Raw genomic sequence first — 22,018 nt, 5'->3', positions numbered from 1 at the left:
CAAGAGCACAAAACCACGGGCAACCCTGCCTACGGCATACAAAAAGCAAAACAAAAAACACTGTCCCCCTCTGACACTATCCCACCAAAACGTAGCAGAGGGGCGCAATATTGCGCCCCTCTGCGTTCGGTATAAAATAAAAACAGCTATTTCCCAAAAGAAATATCATCGGGAAGCTCGTTGGTATCACCAGCTTCATAGGGAAAGTACTTTTCAAGCACAGCGCCAACTTCCCTTATTCCGGCTACAATCCCCTCGCCAAAGCGACCCTGCCTAAAAAACTCCTCCATCTTAACAGCAGTATCCCTCCAAAAATCCTCACCTGCCTTCTCGTTTATACCCTTATCACCTATTATAGCAAAAGCCTTGTTTTTGACAGCAAAGTAAAGAAGAACCCCCGTGCGTTTACGTGTCTTATACATACCCAATTTATTAAACACACGCTTTGCAGCATCTAGCACATCGCCCTTAAAAGAGCGCGCAATATGCACCCTAATCTCACAGATAGAACGGCTCTCAACCTCTTTTATAGCCTCAAGAACAGCATTTTGCTCCTCCTTGGTGAGAAAAAAAACCGGATTTGCAGACCTCTTACCAACTTCCACTTGCTCCACCTCCTCCAAAACTTCCGCCTCCGCCGCCAGAGAAACCTCCTCGCGAAGAGCTTGAACCGCCTATTGTCCTGCCGCTAAACATAAGCATAAGCAAAACCCTAAAAAGAATCTTTATCAAAAACAAAGTCCAGCTGTAAGCAAGCAGCCACTCAAAAAACCCCATCCTTCTTCCTGCACTGCCAAACAAACGAAAAAAAGACCTTATGACATCCACAAGAAGAATAACAACAAACACTATAATAACAAGACGTACAATCTCTTCTACTTTTGTATCATAGTAGCTGCCATTACTCCTTGGCACATAGACATCACCAGCAGACAAATCCACATCGGACGTGAGAGCTACAATCTGGGAAACACCTGCTATAATGCCAGCATCATAATCGCCACTCTTAAAATGAGGGAAAACATAATCATTGAGAATAGCAGAGGAATACGCATCAGTAAGCACAGCCTCAAGACCATAGCCGACTTCTATTCTGGCCTGTCTGTCATTGACAGCAACCAGAAAAATAATGCCATTATCCCTATCCTTTTGCCCTATCTTCCACCTCTCTGCAAGCCTTATGGAAAAATCCTCTATTGCTTCCCCATCAAGAGAAGAAATCGTAAGAATCACAAGCTGATTCCCAGTCTGCATTTCATAATCATACAACAAGGACTCGAGATTTGCCCTTGTATCAGAAGAAAGCACACCCGCAAAATCGTTGACATAAGAAGAGGGCCTATCCGGAATATCCAGAGAAAAAGCAAAAACAGGCAGAAGCAAGACAACAACAAGCCCTGCAAAAAATCTTTTTGCACCCATATTTATACAACACTCAGTCAAAGTTTACCTGCGGAGCCTTCTCTGCCCCCTCGTCAGCCTTAAAGTATGCTTTTTCCTTAAAACCATACATATTAGCAATAATCACAGTAGGAAACTGCCTGATAGTCGTATTAAACTGCGAAGCAACCTCATTATAACGCCTGCGTTCTACAGCAATCCTGTTCTCAGTACCCTCAAGCTGTGACTGCAAAGCAAGAAAATTGGTATTAGCCTTAAGTTCGGGATAATTCTCAGCCACAACAAGAAGCCTAGACAAAGCACCACCCAGTTCCCCCTGCGCCTTCTGAAAAGCAGCCAACTTCTCAGGATCGTCCACGATAGAAGAATCAAGCTGCAAAGACCCTACCTTGCTCCTTGCATTGACAATAGCCTCAAAAGTCTCTCTCTCATGACTAGCATACCCCTTAACTGTTGCAACAAGATTGGGAATAAGATCCGCACGCCTCTGATACACATTCTCAACCTGTGCCCACTGCTTCTTAACAGACTCATCAAGAACAACAAGCCTATTATAAGTACCTGCAAAAAAACTGTAGAACAACAAAACAATTACAAGTACAACACCAAGAACGATGAGAAGATTCCGAAAAGAACGACTCATAAAACCCCCTAAAAAATATACATCACATAAGTAAATAACTATAAAAAAGCCACACGTCAAGGACAAGAGCATAATATATAAAAAAACATAAAATCCCTTATACCGAACTCGGAGAGCCTACCGCCTCCCCGCTGCCTCCAGCACAAGAAGGAAATAATATAAACCATTATCAAGAACACTACTATGGGAATATATCCAGATTTTTAAGACCAGCTGTCCGTTGCGGATTGACCTCTTTTTCTTATTAGCTACAATTTATGGTATTAAAGATGAGACCCATCTGCTACGGCAATGGGATTTTTTTTGCGCTGCTGCCAGAGGCAAGCAGAGTGGCGGTTATGCGCCACTCTGCGTTCGGCTTATTTTATTTTTATTTCTTTTTCTATACCACGGGGTGCACCTTTTTCCCATGCTTCTGGCAGAGGAGAAGATAGCCCTATATGCAATTTTATACTGCCTTCCGGCTTGATTGCATGCCCTGTGTTATCAATCCATCTGAGAGAATCTGGTGCTATGTCCATCTTGACTGTGGTCTTGCTGTTGGCTTTTACCTCTGTGCGTTTAAAACCTACAAGTTGCCAACGTGGCAGTTCAAGTCCGTCTTTTTTCCAGCTTGCATAAACCTGGACTACTTCTTCCGCATCTATGGCGCTTGTATTGGTAAGCACAGCTTCCAAACTCAGTGCCTCATCCGGGTTCCATGCATCTTGGACTTTTACTTCTTCTGGCTTGATATCTGCATAGGTAAGACCAAAGCCAAAGGGGAAGAGAATCCCATCTTCCATATATCTGTAGGTTCTGCCGCGCATGCTGTAATCCGTAAAATCAGGAAGAGCTGCGGTGCTTGAGGGGAAGGTTATGGGCAGCTTTCCGGACGGACTCTTTTTTCCAAAGAGAATGTTGGCTATAGCATTACCGCCCTCCTGCCCGGGATACCAGCCATAAAGGACCGCATCCGCAAGTTCATAGAGCTCTGGGCTGCTTACGGGGGAGCCTGCCAGAATAACGGCTATAACCGGCTTACCCATGGATTTGAGCTTTCTAAGATACTCAAGCTGCTCCTCTGTTATCTCAAGTTCTTTGAGATCCGCATAGTTGTCAGAGAAAATGGCGTCCCCCTCTTCTCCTTCTACAGTCGTATCACGACCAAGAACAGCTATTGTAACATCCGTATAACGTGCAACACCGGTTGCCCAGTCATTGGGATTGATTTTCTTTCCGTGCAGAGGAACACCTACCTTGTAGCTAATGCTGATGGCAGGCCCAGCTTCTCCTGTAATGCCTTCCAGTATGGTTACTAGCCTGGATGATACACCAGAATAGTTTCCAAGCAGAGCTTGCACATTGGCTGCATTGGGACCTGTCACATATATGGCAGCAAGTTTGCTCTTATCAAGAGGCAGAATACCGTTATTCTTTAACAACACAATAGATTTCTCCGCAGCCTCAAGAGACAAAGCCCTGTGAGCCTGCCAATCTATATCAGATAACCTTATCTTGGAGTAGGGATTGCTCCCTTCCTCCAGCAGCCCCAGCCTATCAAGCGTAGTAAGCAGTCTCTCTACAGCCCTGTTTATATCATCTTCTGTGATAAGACCTTTTTTGAGAGCATCCAGTAAGTGCTCGTATGTATTGCCGCAGTTTAAATCACATCCAGACTTAAGAGCCATAGCGATAGACTCCTCCGGCCCGGAAGTAACCTTATGGTTCTGATGGAAATCCGCAATAGCCCAGCAATCAGACACTACATGCCCGTCAAAACCCCACTCGCCCCTGAGAATATCCTCAAGAAGCCTCTTGCTTCCACAAGCCGGCTCACCATTTACCCTATTATACGCACCCATAACAGCCTCCACCCCGGCCTCAACAAGCGCCTTAAAAGCGGGAAGATAAGTCTCGCGCAAATCCTTCTCCGACACCCTCGCATCAAAAGTATGCCTTAACCCCTCGGGTCCAGAATGCACAGCATAATGCTTGGCACAAGCTGCAACACGCAAGTTATTCCTATCCTCACCCTGCAGCCCCTTTACAAAAGCCTTGCCAAGCCTTGCAGTAAGAAACGGATCCTCACCATAAGTCTCCTGTCCTCTACCCCACCTGGGATCTCTGTAGATATTTATATTGGGCGACCAAAAAGTAAGCCCTCTGCCATAACGGCAGGCATCACGCGCACCCACCTCATTAAACTTAGCACGCGCCTCAAGAGAAATAGCCTCGGCAACACGCCCTACAAGATCATCATCAAAACTAGCAGCCAGACCAATCGCCTGAGGAAACACAGTAGCTTCACCGGAGTTAGCCACCCCATGCAACGCCTCATTCCACCAATTGTAAGCAGGAAGCCCCAATCTATCGACCGGCTTGGTCACATGAAGCATAAGGGAAGCCTTCTCCTCCACAGTCAACTCTGAAAGCAATCTTTTAACATGCTCCTTAGCCATAAAAACTCCTTAAAATTATTTTATACCGAACGGCATACCCGCAGCCCAAAGGCAAAAAACAAAGAAAGGCTGCGGGAATGCCTGCCTGCGGCATATACAAGGTAAAATTAAAATACTTTTAAAAAAGTATATCATAAGTCTTTTAAAAATGCCAGATAAAATAACAACACAAACACAAAATTACTGACAAAAATACAACCCAGAAGTACAATGAAATCATAATGGAAAAAGAAAAGCTTTTGCAAACTCTATCAAAACAAGGCATAACAGAAGAAACAATACAAGCAATAGCAAAAGTGCCACGAGAACTTTTTATAGGAAACAACACGCCAGAAACAGCATATAAAAACATAGCACTGCCTATTGATTATGACCAGACAATAAGCCAGCCCTATACCGTAGCATACATGATAGACCTTCTAGAACTAAGTCCCGGGAAAAAAGTCCTGGAACTGGGAGGAGGCACGGGCTACAGCGCAGCAGTAATGTGGGAAAAGATGAAAAGACAGGGAGAACTATATTCCCTAGAATTAATACCTGGACTCCAAAAAACAGGAAAACAAAACCTTGCAAAAGCGGGTTACAAAGAAATACACCTCATCTGCAAAGACGGAAAAAAAGGATACCCCGAGCATGCCCCATATGACAGAGTAGTTATTGCAGCCGCAGTATCAACCCTTGCAAAGGAGATTACAGAGCAGTTAAAAGAAGAAGGAATACTAGTATTTCCGCAACAGACAAGTCAAAATGCCTGTATAATGACAAAAATAAAAAAGAAAAAACAAGGATTTGAAACAAGCACACACGGATACTTTGCATTTGTCCCCTTTGTGTAGTACAAAATACAAAACATCGCATATATCTTCTTTAAAATCAAAAAATATAATATAATACATATATTAGGGAGGCTATATGAGAGTAGGCTATCTTCAATACTGTCCTGAGTTTTTAAACCCAGAAGAAAATATAAAAAAAATAGAACAACACATAAAATCATACAAAGAAAAAAACCCGCAGGACATAGACCTTCTTGTCCTACCGGAGCTTGCACTATCAGGATATTTCTTTGCTGACAAAGAAGAAGTTATAAAAATAGCAGAAAACATTGATACAGGAAAAAACATAAAGAAGCTGCACGAGATTGCAAAAAAATATCGCATAAACATAGTAACAGGCTTTGCAGAAGAAGAAGACGGCAACTTTTACAACAGTGCAGCAATGCTAAGAAGAGACGGAGGCAAAGAAGTATACCGCAAAATGCATCTCTTTGCAGAAGAAAAAAAGTTTTTTACAGCAGGCAATCTCGGTTTCCCCGTATTTCAGCTGGAAGATATAAAAATAGCAATGCTGGTGTGCTACGACCACTTCTTTCCAGAGGCAGCAAGAAGTGTTGCACTGCAGGGAGCACAGATAATATGCCATCCGTCCAACCTTGTTTTGCCGGAATACGGGCAGATTACAACATGGGTGAGAGCAGTGGAAAACCACGTATTCTGGATACTTGCAAACAGAATCGGTACAGAAAAACAGGGAGAAAGACAGCTTACATATACAGGAAGAAGTCATATAGTAAAACCGGATGGAACAAAACTAGCTGTAGCATCAGAAACAGAAGAAGAACTAATGGTCTACGAGATAAACCCGGAAGAAGCAAAAAACAAGACAGTGACTCCCTACAATGACTTATTTGCAGACAGGCGAACAGACTCCTATATAATGTTTACATAAGATTTGCAGGGCAGGTTTTTATCTTTTCTATAACAATATTAAAAATAACAGGCTCAAGAGCTTTACCAGCTTTATTAAAACGCTGTAGAACATCAAGCATATCAAAGCTGCCATCCGCAACAAGTATGGGAGACATCTTTGCACTGAGAGGCTCTTCACCCGCATCTACTGCAGTATGGAGATAAGAGTCAGGAGATTTCCATGTAAAAGCCCTCTCTTTACCCGGCTTATCATAACATAATTGAAAACCAGTTATGGTTTTCTTATCCTCTGCATACCACACAATAAGATCAAAATAATCATCCGAGAACCAGCGCCTGTATTCTCCCGGATTCTGTTTGACATTTTTTATCTCTCTGAGCATAACACCTCCATGGCCCAATATAAATAATAGCACAAAACACGATATTTGCTAAGCAAAGATTATCTTTATTGAATCAGAATAACAGTTTTTTTTGTCAACGAGATAGCGAAGAAATATTTATATCTATGAATTTATTTGCATATCAGGCATCTGCATACTAAAAAAAATTTGCATGAATACCATAAAAATATATTCCTTAAGGATAAAAACATGAATATAAAAAAAAGCATAAGAAGCAAGTTTATAATTCTTCTCTCGTCTATATCTTTACTTATTATATTAAGCCTGTCAATTATAGCCATACTAAGCATAAAAAATCTGGGGAAAAAACAGATAGAAGGTTACAGAACAACTGCCATGGAGGATGCAAAAACACGCCTCAAAAACTACACGGATATAGCCTTTGCAACGACAGAATCCATTTATAAAAAATATAAGGATACACAATGGCTGCAAGAAAAATACGGAAAACGGCTCAAGAATATAATAGACGAGGCAGAAAGCATAATCAATCATCTTATGATAAGAGTACAACGCGGAGAAATAAGCACCTATACAGCAAAACAAGAAGCGATAAAACTTATAAGAAGTATAAGATATGACGGAGGTACCGGATATATATGGATAAACGATACTACAAGGCCGTATCCATATATGATAATGCACCCTACAATTCCTGAGTTGGATGGGAAAATCCTTAACGATAAGAAATACAATGTTGCCGATGGAGGCAAAAATCTCTTTGTAGCCTTTCTTGATGTAACGGACAAAGACGGAGAAGGATTTGTAAGATATCTATGGCCAAAGCCTACAAAAGAAGGTCTTACAGAGGAGCAGCCTAAGTTGTCTTTTGTAAGGCTTTTTAAGCCTTTGGATTGGATAATAGGAACCGGATTTTATATAGACGATATAGACAAAAACGTACTTCTTAAAGAAAAAGAAATAGATAAAACCATAAACACTCTCGTATTAACGGTTATTCTTGCCTCTGCAGTACTGGTCATAGTAGGAGTGATTACAGCCATGCTGTTTATAATAAGAATCACAAGACCTTTAAGACTTGTGATAGAACGATTAAAGGAATTATCAAAAGGTAAAGGTGATCTCAGGGGGAGACTTCCCGAGCTTACACAGGATGAGGTTGGAGTATTATCCGGAGAGTTTAATATATTTGTAGAACAATTGGCCTCCATAATAGTAGAGATAAGAAACAATATAAGAGGGACAACAGAGCTGGGAAAACATCTTGAGTCATCCACACAAGAACTATCAGAAAAAGTAGATATTTTGACCCGCAATGCTAATGAGACCCTAGCAGAAAACAATAGGCTTGTAGAACAGATAGAAAAGACAAATATAGTCGTAAACAGTATTTTGGACTTTTTACAGGATTTGACAGAAAAAATAGAAGCTCAAGCTTCTGCAGTAACTCAATCTTCTGCCAGTATCCAGCAAATTACAGCATCCATAGGAAACATATCAAGAGTTGCAGATGAAAGAAAAGAAAAAAACAAAGAGATATACTCTCTTATAGAAAAAACCGGTAAAAACATGGAGAACACAGTAAACTCCATAGCAGATATATCAAAGTCTGCAGATGATATAAAATCTCTTGTATCTGTTATAAGAGAAATAGCAGAACATACCAATCTCCTTTCTATAAATGCGTCTATAGAAGCTGCTCATGCAGGAGATGCGGGAGCAGGTTTTTCCGTTGTGGCAGATGAGATTAATAGGCTTGCAACAACTACGGCAAGTCATGCATCAAGGATATCCGGAGAGATAGAAAGCATTCTACACAAGATAAACGACAGTTACCGATTCTCTACAGAGACTTCCGATACTCTAAAAAGGCTCATGGATTATGTAAAACTGGTAACAGAAGGTATAGAAGAGATTCAACTGGGGCTTAAGGAGCTTTCTATTGCAAGCGGTGAGATTTATGATAGCACCAATTCTCTCATAAATATATCTCAGGATATGAAGAACTCTTCTTCTGGGACCAAAGAAAAAGCAGATTATATAAGAAATACTCTGTCAGATGTAAACTCCATTGCAGATAATACCAGGAAAAAGATGCAAATTCTAGGTAAAATTCTTGTGGATATGGAAGGTAGCTTTATAAGAATGCGCGAGGCAGGAAATAAAACTGTAAAAGCTTCTCAGAATCTACAAGAGCTTATAATGCGTTTTTCTTTATAAATAGCTTTTTTTAAAAAAGGCGCCCTTAGGGGCGCCGTTCGGTATTTATTTTTGATAGAGTGGTCTGGGTGTATAGTGTGTATGTAGATACTTGTGTGCTTTCTCTCCAAGAGGTTCTCCCAGAAATTCTTCGTAAAGTTTCTTGATTGCAGGGTTCTGATGAGAACAACGGATTTCTGACTTTTTGTCATCTGCATATATACCTGCAGTGCGCTTTGCCCTTATGGCATCCGTTGCTCCGTAAGGCTGTCCGCCTCCACCAACACATCCGCCACGGCAGGCCATAACCTCTATAAAGTGATATGGAACATCTTTCCCTGCGGCTTTTGCTTCTTTTACTTTGTTGAGAACGTATTCTACGTTGGAGATAGAATGAGCAACCGCTATTTTAACCTTGGTGCCATCTATGTCAAGCTCGGATTCTTTTACTCCCTCAAGTCCGCGTACCGGTGTGTACTCTACTTCTCCCATCTCTTTGCCGGTTACAAAATAATAGGCTGTTCGTATGGCAGCTTCCATAACACCACCTGTTGCACCGAATATGGTTCCTGCTCCCGTATACATACCCAGAGGAGAATCAGCTTCTTCATCCGGCAGCTTGGAAAACTCTATTCCAGCTGATTTTATCATGCGTGCAAGTTCTCGTGTTGTGATGGAGATATCAAGGTCTTTGTATCCGGAAGAATACATATCCTCATCCCGGTTTATCTCATATTTCTTACTTGTACAGGGCATTACGGAGACAACTACTATCTTAGCAGGGTCTATTCCGGCTTTTTGTGCATAGTATGTCTTAATCATAGATGCCATCATCATTTGCGGAGACTTTGCTGTAGAAAAGTGAGGTATCATATCTGGGAAGTATTTTTCCAGATAATCAACCCATGAGGGACAACAGGTTGTAACCAGAGGAATCTCGCCTTTTCCTTCTAGAAAGCGTTTTACAAATTCACTGGCTTCTTCCATTATTGTGAGGTCAGCAGCAAAATTAGTATCAAATATGGTATCAAAACCAAGCCTTCTGAGAGCTGCATAGGTTTTGCCAGTAAGCAATGTCCCAGGCTCATAACCAAAAGCTTCTCCTATAGCAACACGCACAGCAGGTGCTATCTGCACTACTGTGTGTATCTCAGGATCTCTTATTGCATCCCATACTTTACGAGTATCATCCTTCTCGTATATGGCTCCTACTGGACAATGTGCAGAACACTGACCACACTTGATACAGGGGCTATCGTTAAGATATATATCGCCTGCAGGAGCGATTCTTGTACCATCCCCTCTTCCAAGAAACTCAAGTGCCCATACATTCTGCATTTCCTGACATACATTTACACAACGTCCGCATTTTACACACTTGGATGGATCAAGAACAATGGAAGGGGTAGAATTGTCTTTGGGCAAATTCTGAGGATTGGGCTCATAGGGCTGCTCTCTTATTCCAAACTCGGCAGCAAGTTTTTGAAGCTCACAGTTACCGTTACGGCCGCAGTAAAGACAGTCATTGGGGTGATCTGCAAGTATAAGCTGGAGAGTGTTTTTTCTTACTTCCACTATCTCAGGATCATCTGTTATGATGCTCATTCCCTCTGCAACAGGGGTTGCACAGGCTCTAAACATCTTTGGGCTGCCCTCTGTTTTTACAATACAGAGTCCGCAAGATCCCCATGCCGGAAGATCTGGGTGGTAACACAGAGTAGGTATATCTATCTGAAAATGTCTTGCAGCATTGAGAATAGACGTTCCTTCCGATACTTTTAATTCTTTTCCGTTTATCTTTATATTTACCATCTTACCCATAGCCTTCTCCCTTATTTCTTTTCTATGGCGCTAAACTTACATGCGGCATAGCACTCGCCACACTTGATACACTTGGTCTGATCGATAAGATGAGGCTGTTTTTTCTCACCGCTTATGGCATTGACAGGACAGCGTCTTGCACAAAGCCCGCAGCCTATACACTTATCCGATATAATCGTATATGTCACAAGGTCAACACATTTTCCTGTAGGACAGGTCTTGTCTATAATGTGTGCCTTATACTCATCTTCAAAATACCTCATAGTAGAAAGAACAGGATTTGGTGCTGTCTGTCCAAGTCCGCAGAGAGAAGCCTTCTGCATTGTATGTCCTATTTCCTTGATTGTCTCAAGGTCTTCCATAGTACCATTACCCTTGGAAATCTTATCAAGAAGATTGTACAGCTTTCTTCCGCCTATTCTACAAGGACTACATTTACCACAGGACTCATCAACAGTAAATCCTAGATAGAATTTGGCTACATTGACCATACAGTCGTCTTCGTCCATTACTATCATACCGCCGGAGCCCATTATGGACCCAAGTTTCTGCAGGTTTTCGTAGTCTATGGGAGTATCGAGATATTCTTCTGTGATAACTCCTCCGGAAGGCCCTCCTGTCTGTACAGCTTTAAACTTCTTGCCGTTGGGGATTCCTCCACCTATGTTAAAGACAATATCCCTAAGAGGAGTACCCATTGGTACTTCTACAAGACCAGAATTGTTTATCTTACCTGTAAGGGCAAAAACCTTGGTACCCTTAGATGTTTCTGTGCCTATGCCAGAAAACCATTTTCCTCCACGCGTTATTATAACAGGAATATTTGCAAGTGTTTCTACGTTATTTATAACAGTAGGCTTGCCCCACAGTCCTTTTACAGCAGGGAATGGAGGTCTGGGACGCGGTGTACCTCTGGAGCCTTCTATGGAAGCAAGAAGAGCCGTCTCCTCACCGCAAACAAAGGCACCTGCACCAAGTCTTATCTCTATATCAAAGGAGAACCCGCTTCCCATGATATCTTCCCCGAGAAGCCCCATCTCCCTTGACTGTTTTATAGCAACTTTGAGACGATGAATTGCAAGAGGGTACTCAGCTCTGACATAGATAAAACCCTTGGTAGCACCCACAGCTTTTGCAGCTATTGTCATTGCCTCAAGCACAGAGTGCGGGTCTCCCTCCAATACACTCCTGTCCATGTAAGCGCCGGGATCGCCCTCGTCTGCATTACATACTATGTATTTTACGTCACTCTCTACTGCCTTAGAAAAAGCCCATTTTCTCCAAGTGGGGAATCCTGCCCCCCCCCTTCCTCTAAGGCCTGATATCTTAAGTTCTTCTATTATGTCATCGGGACTCATCTCAAAAAGAGCCTTCTCCAGTGCAGCATACCCATCTCGGGCAATATACTCATTGATATCTTCCGGATTGATAAAACCGCAGTTTCTCAGAACAACTCTAAACTGTTTCTGATAAAACTCTATATCATCAACCTTTGCAAACTCTTTACTCTGCTCTTTGTTGTATAACAGATTGGAAACCGGACGGCCTTTTATAAGATGCTCATTTACTATGCCTTCTGCATCTTCCGGCTTAACCTGTACATAAAAAGACTCATCAGGAAGAACCTTTACAATAGGTCCCTGCTCGCAAAACCCAAAACATCCTGTCTTAAGAACCTGCACATCAGACTGAAGATTTTCTTTTTCAAGCAGGGATAGAAAGTTTTTATAGATAGTATCTGATTTATTGGATTCACACCCTGTGCCGCCACAGATAAGAACATACTGCTTATATGCCATATCAACCTCCTACTCTTTATCCACTATGTCGGCAGCAGGCCGATCGTAAACGTGGTTTTCTACAAGCTTTTTGCCTATGATATGCTCAAGAACAATCTTCTCCGCTACATCGGGCGTAACCTTCCCGTAAATAACACGCGGCATATCGGGCATAACAACCTCGACAGTTGGCTCCGCATAATCAAGGCCAAAGCTACCAACCTGCCTTACCGCAACATTGGTAAGACCCCTATTTTCTATACATCTTAAGAATGCATCCAGGGTATCCTTTGCACCTGCTGCGATACCACTGGTACCCATACCAACAACAATATGTATTTGCTTATTATCGGGGTCGCGCATATCCAACTGTTTTTTCTTTTCTTCTCTCAGCTTTCTAAGCTGTTCCAAAGTCATCTTTGCCATTTTTTCCTCCACTTAGGTATTACAGGAAGCTTCCTGCTCCCTGATAAAGGAGTCAAGAAGAAGGGCATTCTCAACTATAGAGAAATCGCCCAATACAGAAGCAATTTCTCTTCTGGAAAGAGTGTAAGAATAGCCAGAAGGGCAAGTTCTCTCAATAAAGAGCTCATAATCATAGTCATAAGAAAAAGCCTGCCTTATAGCAGAAGAGATGTCACCCACAGGAGGGGTATCCACATTATCAAGAGGAACAGAAAAGCTCACACAGGTACCCTTGTTTTTCCCGCTTATAACAGAAAAATCCCCCTGCACCTGTGAAACCATCTGAGATAGAAAAGCAAGCCCAAGACCTACTCTTCTATTGGGATGTTTTATCCCATCTGTAAAAAAAGGATCAAGAGCTCTGTTTTTCTCCTCTTCTGTCATACCCTTTCCATTATCAGAAAGCTGCATAAAAAAATGTCCTTCTTCTTTTATAATAAGATGCAAGTCATTCGCTCCCGCTTCCAGAGAATTTTGTACAAGCTCCAGTATAAAATCCGAGAGCGAATAGTGCATAACGCCCTATTCCTTGTTTCTGAACTTTGCAAGAATACCTGGGAGCTCATCCTTGGTAACTTTACCAAAAACCTCATCATCAACCATAAGGACAGGAGCAAGTCCACAGCACCCCACACATCTTACAGCCTCAAACGAAAACAGACCATCATCCGTCGCAGTGTTGGGTCCTACACCAAGAAGCTCTTCTAGCTCTTTGAGAATGTCTTCTCCCCCCTTTAAGAAACATGCAGTACCCATACATACTGCAATCCTGTGTTTACCTGGCTTTTTGAGCTTAAAAAAGTGATAAAATGTTATTACACCATAAATCTTTGCAAGAGGGACATCCATAACACGGGAAAGCTCCAGAGCAATGTCTCTGGGAATATATCCGTACTTTTCCTGCGTTTTATGGAGAACCATAATCAAGTTACCGGGCTTATCTTTCCATTCTTCTATAAAGGACATAAGCTCGGGATCAAGCGTTACCTGCGCTGCCATGCATCCTCCCTGAATATTAAAGATAAAAAATTCTTGAGTTGCATTATATGAAATAAAAAAAAATATATCAATACTATTTGCATTATTTTTATATTATGCTATCATTATAACAATATCAATAAATAATAAAATAACATAAAGAGGTTTTTTTGTGAAAGATAGCACAAATAATAACACATTGCTCACAAAAAACATAATAACCAGACTTGCAAAATACCTCAGAATACTTAAAAGTCTCAAAAGCATAGGACTCATCAAAGTATTCTCCAGCAATCTTGGTGATGCAGCTGGTATCGCTCCAACAGTAGTAAGAAAAGATTTTTCCATATTAGGTATAAACGGAAACAAAAAAGGCGGCTATATAATAGACAATCTTATAAAACAGATAGAAGGATTGCTTGGCATAGAAGATGAGTACAAGGCGATAATAGTAGGATGCGGCAGAATAGGAAAGGCGCTTATAGAATCTGAGGAGCTCAAGAGGGAACATATACACATAATAGCCGGATTTGATCTCACACCATCTGAGCCCTTAAACAATGTTCCAATATACACAACAGATAAAATGGAAGAAATAGTAAAAAAAGAAAATATAAAGATTGGAATCATCTCAGTGCCCAATCATGCGGCCATAAAGGTCTTTGAACACATGAGAGAAGCAGGGATAAGAGGCTTTCTCAATTTTACCTCAGTGGATATAAAATGTGGAGATAAATGTCCTGTTGGCTGCGAACATAAGTGTGTAATCAATCAAGTAAACATAGGTCTAGAACTGGAAAATCTTTTCCACCTGGTGCATATTACAGAAAAGCATCCCGATTTACTTATAGAATAACAGGGGGAAAAATGGAGTTAAAAAAAATAATACAATCTCTTGATGCAAAAACAATAACAAAAAACAAAGAAGATAAAGAAATACGATGCAGTGGTATAGTTGCAAGCGACCTTATGAGTGATGTACTTGTTCAACACCAAGAAGGCTTCCTTCTCATAACAGGACTTGTTTCGGAGCAGGTAGTAAGAACAGCTACTATAGTTGGAGCTCCGGTTGTAGTCTTTGTTTGCAATAAAAAGCCTCAACAAAAAATAATAGAACTCGCAGAAGAAGAAGGCATAATACTTCTTTCAACGGGCTTATCCACATATCAGGCCTGTGTAAATCTATCAAAACTTATGGAAAACAGGGGATAATATATGGAAAGCCACAACAGCATAGCTGAGATACCTTCCCCGAGACTTCTCGAGCTCATATACACGCTCAAAGTAAGAGACGTCATGAGCAAAAATCTGATAACAGCAAGTCCCTCAGAAAGCCTGTCGTCCATACAACAAAAGATGAAGGACAATAGGATTACAGGAGTGCCTATAGTAGATAAAAAAAGGCTGGTAGGAATAATAAGCCTGGACGATATAATTACGGCGCTGGATAAAGGATACATCCAGGAAAAAGCAGAAAAACACATGAGCAAAAATGTAATAGTACTGGAAGATGACATGCCTCTGAGGTTTGCAATATCATATCTGGAAAAATACCATTATGGAAGATTTCCTGTTCTGAGTAAAGAGAGGGAGCTTGTCGGAATAATAACAAGCAGAGATATAATCACCACCCTTCTATTAGAAGCAAACAAAGCCCTGGAAAAAATGGAAAAAACTTTGCATCAGCAACAACACATAACACAGGGCAGTTCTGGTACATACACAAGGGAATTCCTTATACAGCAACTTGATTTTGAGCATGCTGGGAAAGCATCTACAGAAATAAAAAAGGTACTGACACAGAGAGGGATCCCTCCTCAGGTTATAAGACGAGCTGCAATAGCAGCCTACGAGCTAGAAATGAACATAGTTGTCCACTCGGAAGGCGGTAAAATGGTGTGTACGATAAGCCCCCAAACAGTGGAAATAACTGCAAAAGACAGAGGTCCGGGGATTCCGGACATAGGACTCGCCCTACAGGAAGGATATTCTACAGCAGCAGAGTGGATACGTTCTCTGGGATTTGGAGCAGGAATGGGGCTTCCCAATACAAAAAGAGTATCAGATGAGTTTGCAATAACATCCACGGATAAAGGAACCAATGTAAAAATTGCAATAAAAATACCGGAAAACAAGGAGTAAAAAATGGCAATCAGCCTGGAAAAACTTGCAGAAACATTAAAACTTTCAACAATACTTATACCTGATTCTTCTACAGAGATAGAAACTGCATACACATCGGACCTTCTGAGTGACGTTATGGCACATGCTCCAGCACAATCTGCTCTCATAACAATACAAGCACATAAGAATACAATAGCAGTGGCAACCCTTGCGGGAATAAAAGCAATAATAATATGCAACAAAAGGCAAATACCAGACGATATGATAGATGCTGCACAGCAGGAAGGAATTGCAATACTGGGCACAGAAGAAGACCAGTTTACAATATCCGGCAAACTGTACACTCTTCTAAAAGATGCCAAGGTTTAAAGCGGACTTACATATACACTCCTGTCTTTCTCCCTGCGGCGATCTCAGTATGGGTCCATTTAATATAGTGGAGTATGCAAAAAAAAATGCTCTTGATATCATAGCACTCACAGACCATAACAGCGCACTTAACACAGCGGCCCTCATGCCTCTGTGCAAAAAAGCAGGCATAACTCTTATTCCCGGACTTGAGATATGCACACAGGAAGAAGTGCACATCCTCGCTCTTTTTCCCACAATAGAAAAAGCACTCCTTATGGACAAAGTCTGCACGGAGAATCTGGTAAAAATACCCAACAATCCGGAGAAAACAGGAGACCAAATACTGGTAAACAAAAAAGAAGAAATCACAGGAGAATATCCATGGTATCTTCTTAGTAGTACAAACCTCAGCCTAAAAGAAACGACAGAAGAAATCCATAAGCTGGGAGGACTTGCAATCCCCTCCCACATAGACAGACCCACATTTTCGTGCTACAGCCAGCTAGGATTTTTGCCAGAAGAAGACTTTGATGCCGTAGAAGTATATAACAACCCTTCTCAACTTGATACAAAAGGCTATACAATAATAAAAAACTCAGATGCACACTTTCCTGAGGATATAGCAAGAAGACACTTTTTTCTGGAAGCAGAGCAACCTGATTTTTACGGAATCAAGGAAGCACTCGTCAAAGCCAGAGTCACCACTTATCCCTTCCCATAACATAAAAAAACCGAACGGGCTGCCAGCACCAAGCAGGCAGCCCTTTTATAAAATATAGAAAAAATCCCGGGAAGGATTATTTCTCAAGCTCGCAATCCCATACCTCTTTTCCAGTTATTGAAGCAGGGTTATTATCCGTATATACCCTTATATAATCCACATACATCCTCTGAGGGAAAACAGTAGAATTGTCCGGCGAACCAGGCCAATTGCCCCCCACAGCTACATTAAAAATAAAAAAGAAATTATGATCAAAAACCCAGTCCGGACCAATCTCATCTTTGTTTACAACATGATATAAAACATCATCGACATACCACTCTATCTCATCCTCATCCCACTCTATGGCAAAGACATGAAAATCATTGGAAAAATCGCCTTTTTTGAGCTTATATGCAGCGCCTATGCCATTTGCGCCGTAGCTAAAGGGGGCATGTATGGTGCCATGCACTGTACTAGGCTCATGCCCTACGAGCTCCATGATATCAACCTCACCGCAGCGCGGCCATCCTTTACTCCCTATATCAGAGCCCAACATCCAAAGAGCAGGCCAAATTCCCTGTCCTTTGGGCAGTTTTGCACGTATCTCAACACGACCATAGGTAAAATCGTATTTTCCCTGTGTCTTCATCCTTGCAGAAGTATAGTGAAAATCCTTATAACCTGTTGATACAGTTTCTTTTTTTGCCTCTATTACAAGCATTCCATCCTCTATAAAGGCATTCTCTTCTTTATAATATTCCAACTCGTTGTTTCCCCAGCCATTGGCACCATTTCCTGTTTCAAAAACCCAGATGTCTCTATCAATCTCAGGACCGTCAAACTCATCACTCCATGCAAGCTGCCAATCTTCTACCTTATCCTCATCTTCTTCCGTAAGAGTACCCTCTACGGGCATATCCTTTTTCTGACCTACTTTGATAAGCTTAAAATTATCTACTCTGTATTTTCCTTCATCGAGAAACCACATCTCAAGCCTTGCATTTCCATCTGTATCCTTGAGCATATCAAAGCTTATGTTGTATGTTTTCATCTCTGTCCCAAGCTTAAAATCCTGCTGCATATAAGCAACCCAAGAGCGTTTTCCCGTTGCTCCGACTTTTACCATTATCCCCATACCGTCGGATTCTGATGCTGCATCAAAAACAAGCTTATATGTTCCACCTTTATCCAATTTTATCGGTGACTGCAAGAGCTGTACTGCCCATGGCTGCATACCTTTCTTGGTAACGTCTATGACTGCAACACCGTCCTCTATTGTAGCATTGCCCTCTCCACCTGTGTTGGTATAGAATATCCAGCTCTCTGCAGAGTCAAAAGCTCCGCTGGCATCCGGACTTGCATCAGAAAACGGCATGGAAAAATCGGAGTTACCAGAAACTTGTTTAAAAAGCTTTTCATACACAACCTCAGGCTTTTTCTCTTCTTTGGTCTCTGCAGTCTCTTTTGCCCCTCCAGCAAAGACAAACAAATTAAAGAATGCAAACATAAATAGATATAAACTTATCTTTATTTTTATTTTCATAATGCCTCCTCTTATCAGATGATTATAATAATATAAATTATAATATGCAAACAAAAGGCTGCCGCAACTGCGGCAGCCGTTCGGTATAGGATATTTTTATTATTGATATATAAATCCAAGCTTGGATAGGTAATAACCGTTCCCTCCCGGCATAAATACTGCAACTTGTGTCGTTCCTGCAAGTTCTGCTTGTGTGCCAAACACACTTAACGGTATCGTTGCTTCCTGCCAGTTGGTAGTGTCATTGAGATCAAAGTAGGATGCAACGCTGATTTCTTTCTCTGAGCCGGCAAGCTTGATTCTTATATCATTCGGTGTGGATTTGAGCGCAATTCTTACTACTATATTTGTGTAGGTGCTTACATCTACAGGAAAATCGGCAGGATTGGTTCCACCGTAGAGGTCGCCCATAAAGGCAAGCACGCTAAAGAGTCCTCCCCAGCCGTAACCACCTGTTATATCAAAGCAGTCTTCTCCTGAGTATGTTGCATTAGGATCGTAGCTAGAACCGCTTCCCCACACGTCCGGTGTGATGTCTCCGTCGTAGGAAGTGTTGTTCCAACCTATTGTTGCATCTGTCAGGTTGGAATCCGGGTTTAGCAGGTAGTATTCTGTATCGTCTGTTGCAGTAACTTGGGTTACAGTAGGAGCAGGCTCTGCGGGAGGTGTCCACGTTTTTTCGTAATCACAGTCCCATACCTCCTGACCACTTATAGTATCGGGATTTATATCCTCATATACTCTTATGTAGTCAACCTGCATCTGCTGTGGAAAAACAGTTGTTGCATCAGGATCACCTGGCCATGAGCCGCCAACAGCAACATTAAAAATAAAATAGAAAGCATGGTCAAATACCCAATCTGACAGTATTTCGTTTTTGTTGACAACATGGAAGAGTATATCATCCACATAGAACTCCACTTCATCATCATCCCACTCCATGGCAAATACATGGAAATCATCTGAGAAATCGCCGGAAGTAAGGGTATAACCAGAACCTACTCCAGAGCCGCCACTTATAGGGCCATGAATAGTACCATGAATAACCTCTGGCTGACTACCTATTAGCTCCATTATATCTATTTCACCACAATTGGGCCATGCATTGGTATCTATATCCGCACCAAGCATCCAAAGAGCGGGCCATATTCCCTGTCCTTTGGGCAGCTTTGCACGTATCTCAACACGACCATAAGTAAAATCAAACTTATCCTTGGTTACAATTTTACCGGATGTATAATTGTAAGAACCATAAGAATCAGTAACAGTCTCGTTTCTGGCCTCTATGGTAAGATAACCACCGGAAACAGAAACATTGTTCTGCTGATAATACTCAAGCTCATTATTACCCCAGCCAGGTATGCCCTGAGCCTGCCCGTTTCCAATCTCGTATGACCAATATGTGGTATCCAGACTTGTCCCGTCAAACTCATCACTCCAAACAAGCTGCCAGTTTTCGACCGCATCTTCATCGGTTTCTGTGAGAGTTCCCTCGTTACTTGAATACGTGCCTGTTCTGGTAAGAGAAACATTATCCAGAGTATAGCTTCCAGTATTTTGAAACCAGAACTCAAAACGAGCCTGATTATCAGTAGAACCAGTCATGGTAAAATCAGCAGTATAGGTAGTCATCGTAGTAGAGAGCGTAAAAGTCTCCTGATGATAAGCCTGCCAGCTTACACCCGCTGTACCACCAACCTTAAGTATTACCTGCATTCCATCCGCAGAAGCAGCAGCATCAAACGACACATGATAAATACCATTTTCCTCTACAGTTATGGGAGCCTGCAACAGTTGCACAGACCACTGAGCTGTACCAGCATTGGTAACTGTAACCGCAAGCTGATTGCTTGTAACATCTGCGGTAGCCGCTCCACCACTATTAACATACAATGCCCAACTGCCACCAGTATCAAGATTGCCATCTGCATCAGGCTCGGCAGTAGAAAGCGGCTCAGAAAAATCACCGTTGCCACTTATGACAGTGCTAGTCGGTGTGGGAGTCGGAGTAGGAGTCGCCTCCGAACTGTCAGAACTACTTGCAGGATTCTGACACCCTACAGCCAGCAAAACAGCAAGCACAAGCAACCTGCCTGCAAACAAAGCATTTCTAAGACCCTTCATAAATCCTCCAAAATTGTTATCGATATCATTGACAGTATATTTTCACCCCAAATATCCAATATGTCAAGAAAATTTTGTTATCGATAACAAAACAAACACAAAAAAACGCCCCATAAGGGGCGCCATAAGAAATCACCTACCGGACCATAAGCCCGGCATCCTCAAACTCCTTTAAAGCCTTTCTCAACTTATCATGACTTATCGCATAAATAGCAACAAGGACCTCCCCCACCTTTACCCTCACATGCTCATTCTCTTCCCTCTCCTGCTGAATCATAAGTGCAGTCTCTACCTGCTCATCAGTGACATACCCCCTGCTCACAAGAAACTCGCCAAACCTCATAAGCAGCTCCTTAAAATAATCTTACTTATCTAAAGTATAAGACACAAAAAAACAGGATGCAAATTCAAAACCCCATTAAAAAACCATAATACCGAACGGATTGCCCGCAGCAAAAACAAAAGTAAACCATACGGGCAATCATGCCTATGGCACATAAAAGAAAAACACAGAGGGAAAACTACCACCTTTAACAACATACAAAAAACAGATATAATACAACAAAAAAGTACAAGGGAGGGGCCTATGCATCTAATGGAAGAAATAAAAAACAGAGTCAGCATAAGGAAGTTCTTACCAGAACCCATAGAAAAAGACACAGTACTAAGAATATTAGAAGCAGGACGATTGGCACCATCAGCCAAAAACAGGCAGGCATGGAGATTCATAGCAATACAAAAAGACACTATGAGAAAAAAAATACAGGAAGCAGCCTATAATCAAGAATACGTAGGCGCGGCACCACTCATCATAGCAGGATGCACAACCAACATAGAGTACAAAATGCCCAACGGACAGTTATCATACCCCATAGACATAAGCATAGCAATGACACAAATGATGCTCCAAGCCGTACACGAAGGCCTGGGCACATGCATAGTCACAAGCTTTGATGAAGAACAAATAAAATACTATCTAACCGTACCTTATTCCATGAGAGTTGTAGCACTTCTTCTTGTAGGTCACCCTGCAGAAACACCTATAAGACCCGACAGATACCCTCTTGAGAGGATAAGCTCCTTTGACCACTGGTGAAAAAACCAATTTTTTATACTCATCCATCTCTTTATCAAACCTGTTCCCAAGTAAATTTTTATCACTAATTATACAAAGCATAATTCTATGTGGTAAAAAATCAGCCTGTCTAGAAAATTCATGCTCAAAAAATACCCCATATACCCCAATAACCATACATCCTAATATACTTTTGACATCCCTTTGCAAGACAAAGATTTTGGAATACCCTCAAAAAAATGAAACGTTGTTTCAAAACAATTGACATTTTATCAGTAGAGAGTAATAATAAGTTAAC

The 22,018-nt window shown here is 41.6% G+C and carries 22 protein-coding genes; 9 read left to right on the top strand and 13 right to left on the bottom strand.

The annotated features are described in order from the left end of the window. Positions 1 to 146: 146 nt before the first annotated feature. From WKV44_07935 to WKV44_07920, 4 genes are all read right to left on the bottom strand, one after another. Positions 147 to 605 carry a TPM domain-containing protein gene (locus WKV44_07935; protein ID MEM5948473.1) on the bottom strand — a complete coding sequence of 153 codons (459 nt, stop codon included), beginning with the start codon at positions 603 to 605 and terminating at the stop codon, positions 147 to 149. Then, positions 592 to 1,422 (bottom strand): TPM domain-containing protein, encoded by an 831-nt coding sequence (locus WKV44_07930; GenBank protein ID MEM5948472.1) that lies wholly within the window; start codon positions 1,420 to 1,422, stop codon positions 592 to 594. The genes WKV44_07935 and WKV44_07930 overlap by 14 nt, the downstream gene beginning before the upstream one ends. A gap of 13 nt (positions 1,423 to 1,435) precedes the next feature. Next, on the bottom strand, positions 1,436 to 2,044 hold the full coding sequence (locus WKV44_07925; GenBank protein MEM5948471.1) for a LemA family protein: 609 nt from the start codon (positions 2,042 to 2,044) through the stop codon (positions 1,436 to 1,438). Positions 2,045 to 2,403: 359 nt separating this feature from the next. Beyond that, positions 2,404 to 4,485 (bottom strand): glycoside hydrolase family 3 N-terminal domain-containing protein, encoded by a 2,082-nt coding sequence (locus WKV44_07920; GenBank protein MEM5948470.1) that lies wholly within the window; start codon positions 4,483 to 4,485, stop codon positions 2,404 to 2,406. Positions 4,486 to 4,706: 221 nt separating this feature from the next. Between WKV44_07920 and WKV44_07915 the strand changes: the two genes are divergently transcribed. Both WKV44_07915 and WKV44_07910 read left to right on the top strand, forming a co-directional pair. After that, positions 4,707 to 5,321 (top strand): protein-L-isoaspartate(D-aspartate) O-methyltransferase, encoded by a 615-nt coding sequence (locus WKV44_07915; GenBank protein MEM5948469.1) that lies wholly within the window; start codon positions 4,707 to 4,709, stop codon positions 5,319 to 5,321. A 76-nt stretch (positions 5,322 to 5,397) separates the two neighbouring features. After that, positions 5,398 to 6,213, top strand: a complete 816-nt coding sequence (locus WKV44_07910) for a nitrilase-related carbon-nitrogen hydrolase (GenBank protein MEM5948468.1) — start codon at positions 5,398 to 5,400, stop codon at positions 6,211 to 6,213. On the opposite strand, the gene WKV44_07905 is transcribed toward WKV44_07910, so the two are convergent. Next, positions 6,206 to 6,577 (bottom strand): hypothetical protein, encoded by a 372-nt coding sequence (locus tag WKV44_07905; protein MEM5948467.1) that lies wholly within the window; start codon positions 6,575 to 6,577, stop codon positions 6,206 to 6,208. The two genes, WKV44_07910 and WKV44_07905, sit on opposite strands and share 8 nt — an antisense overlap. 210 nt (positions 6,578 to 6,787) lie before the next feature. Here WKV44_07905 and WKV44_07900 point away from each other — a divergent pair, with 210 nt between their 5' ends. Next, positions 6,788 to 8,779: a methyl-accepting chemotaxis protein gene (locus tag WKV44_07900; GenBank protein ID MEM5948466.1), complete on the top strand. Its 1,992-nt coding sequence runs from the start codon at positions 6,788 to 6,790 to the stop codon at positions 8,777 to 8,779. 45 nt (positions 8,780 to 8,824) lie between these two features. Here WKV44_07900 and WKV44_07895 read toward each other — a convergent pair whose 3' ends face one another. From WKV44_07895 to WKV44_07875, 5 genes are read right to left on the bottom strand one after another with little or no spacing between them, the layout of a single operon-like run. Next, the gene (locus tag WKV44_07895; GenBank protein MEM5948465.1) at positions 8,825 to 10,570 is read right to left on the bottom strand and encodes an NADH-dependent [FeFe] hydrogenase, group A6; all 1,746 of its coding nucleotides are present in this window, start codon (positions 10,568 to 10,570) and stop codon (positions 8,825 to 8,827) included. A gap of 20 nt (positions 10,571 to 10,590) precedes the next feature. Beyond that, positions 10,591 to 12,378, bottom strand: coding sequence for an NADH-quinone oxidoreductase subunit NuoF (locus WKV44_07890; protein ID MEM5948464.1), 1,788 nt, complete (start codon positions 12,376 to 12,378; stop codon positions 10,591 to 10,593). A gap of 9 nt (positions 12,379 to 12,387) precedes the next feature. Further along, entirely contained in the window at positions 12,388 to 12,783 is a 396-nt protein-coding gene (locus tag WKV44_07885; protein MEM5948463.1) for a (2Fe-2S) ferredoxin domain-containing protein, read from the bottom strand. 12 nt (positions 12,784 to 12,795) lie between these two features. Continuing rightward, on the bottom strand, positions 12,796 to 13,338 hold the full coding sequence (locus tag WKV44_07880) for an ATP-binding protein (protein ID MEM5948462.1): 543 nt from the start codon (positions 13,336 to 13,338) through the stop codon (positions 12,796 to 12,798). Between the two features lie 6 nt (positions 13,339 to 13,344). Continuing rightward, the gene (locus tag WKV44_07875; protein ID MEM5948461.1) at positions 13,345 to 13,821 is read right to left on the bottom strand and encodes an NAD(P)H-dependent oxidoreductase subunit E; all 477 of its coding nucleotides are present in this window, start codon (positions 13,819 to 13,821) and stop codon (positions 13,345 to 13,347) included. Between the two features lie 151 nt (positions 13,822 to 13,972). On the opposite strand from WKV44_07875, the gene WKV44_07870 reads away from it, so the two are divergent. The 5 genes from WKV44_07870 to WKV44_07850 are packed head-to-tail and all read left to right on the top strand — an operon-like array spanning position 13,973 to position 16,996. After that, entirely contained in the window at positions 13,973 to 14,656 is a 684-nt protein-coding gene (locus tag WKV44_07870; protein MEM5948460.1) for a redox-sensing transcriptional repressor Rex, read from the top strand. Between the two features lie 11 nt (positions 14,657 to 14,667). Continuing rightward, on the top strand, positions 14,668 to 15,012 hold the full coding sequence (locus WKV44_07865) for a DRTGG domain-containing protein (GenBank protein MEM5948459.1): 345 nt from the start codon (positions 14,668 to 14,670) through the stop codon (positions 15,010 to 15,012). 3 nt (positions 15,013 to 15,015) lie between these two features. Further along, positions 15,016 to 15,942 (top strand): CBS domain-containing protein, encoded by a 927-nt coding sequence (locus WKV44_07860; protein ID MEM5948458.1) that lies wholly within the window; start codon positions 15,016 to 15,018, stop codon positions 15,940 to 15,942. A 3-nt stretch (positions 15,943 to 15,945) separates the two neighbouring features. Beyond that, positions 15,946 to 16,293 (top strand): hypothetical protein, encoded by a 348-nt coding sequence (locus WKV44_07855; GenBank protein ID MEM5948457.1) that lies wholly within the window; start codon positions 15,946 to 15,948, stop codon positions 16,291 to 16,293. Next, on the top strand, positions 16,280 to 16,996 hold the full coding sequence (locus WKV44_07850; protein MEM5948456.1) for a PHP domain-containing protein: 717 nt from the start codon (positions 16,280 to 16,282) through the stop codon (positions 16,994 to 16,996). Before WKV44_07855 ends, WKV44_07850 begins: the two co-directional genes overlap by 14 nt. A gap of 76 nt (positions 16,997 to 17,072) precedes the next feature. On the opposite strand, the gene WKV44_07845 is transcribed toward WKV44_07850, so the two are convergent. The 3 genes from WKV44_07845 to WKV44_07835 form a co-directional block, all read right to left on the bottom strand. Next, positions 17,073 to 18,521, bottom strand: coding sequence for a family 16 glycosylhydrolase (locus tag WKV44_07845; protein MEM5948455.1), 1,449 nt, complete (start codon positions 18,519 to 18,521; stop codon positions 17,073 to 17,075). Between the two features lie 99 nt (positions 18,522 to 18,620). Continuing rightward, positions 18,621 to 20,645 carry a family 16 glycosylhydrolase gene (locus WKV44_07840; protein ID MEM5948454.1) on the bottom strand — a complete coding sequence of 675 codons (2,025 nt, stop codon included), beginning with the start codon at positions 20,643 to 20,645 and terminating at the stop codon, positions 18,621 to 18,623. Between the two features lie 136 nt (positions 20,646 to 20,781). Then, positions 20,782 to 20,988, bottom strand: coding sequence for a hypothetical protein (locus WKV44_07835; protein ID MEM5948453.1), 207 nt, complete (start codon positions 20,986 to 20,988; stop codon positions 20,782 to 20,784). Between the two features lie 243 nt (positions 20,989 to 21,231). On the opposite strand from WKV44_07835, the gene WKV44_07830 reads away from it, so the two are divergent. Beyond that, the gene (locus tag WKV44_07830; protein ID MEM5948452.1) at positions 21,232 to 21,741 is read left to right on the top strand and encodes a nitroreductase family protein; all 510 of its coding nucleotides are present in this window, start codon (positions 21,232 to 21,234) and stop codon (positions 21,739 to 21,741) included. Positions 21,742 to 22,018 lie beyond the last annotated feature (277 nt).

Source organism: Spirochaetia bacterium 38H-sp, from assembly GCA_039023545.1.
GTDB lineage: Bacteria > Spirochaetota > Spirochaetia > Winmispirales > Winmispiraceae > Rarispira > Rarispira pelagica.
This window is presented reverse-complemented; position numbering and strand designations above follow the sequence as displayed.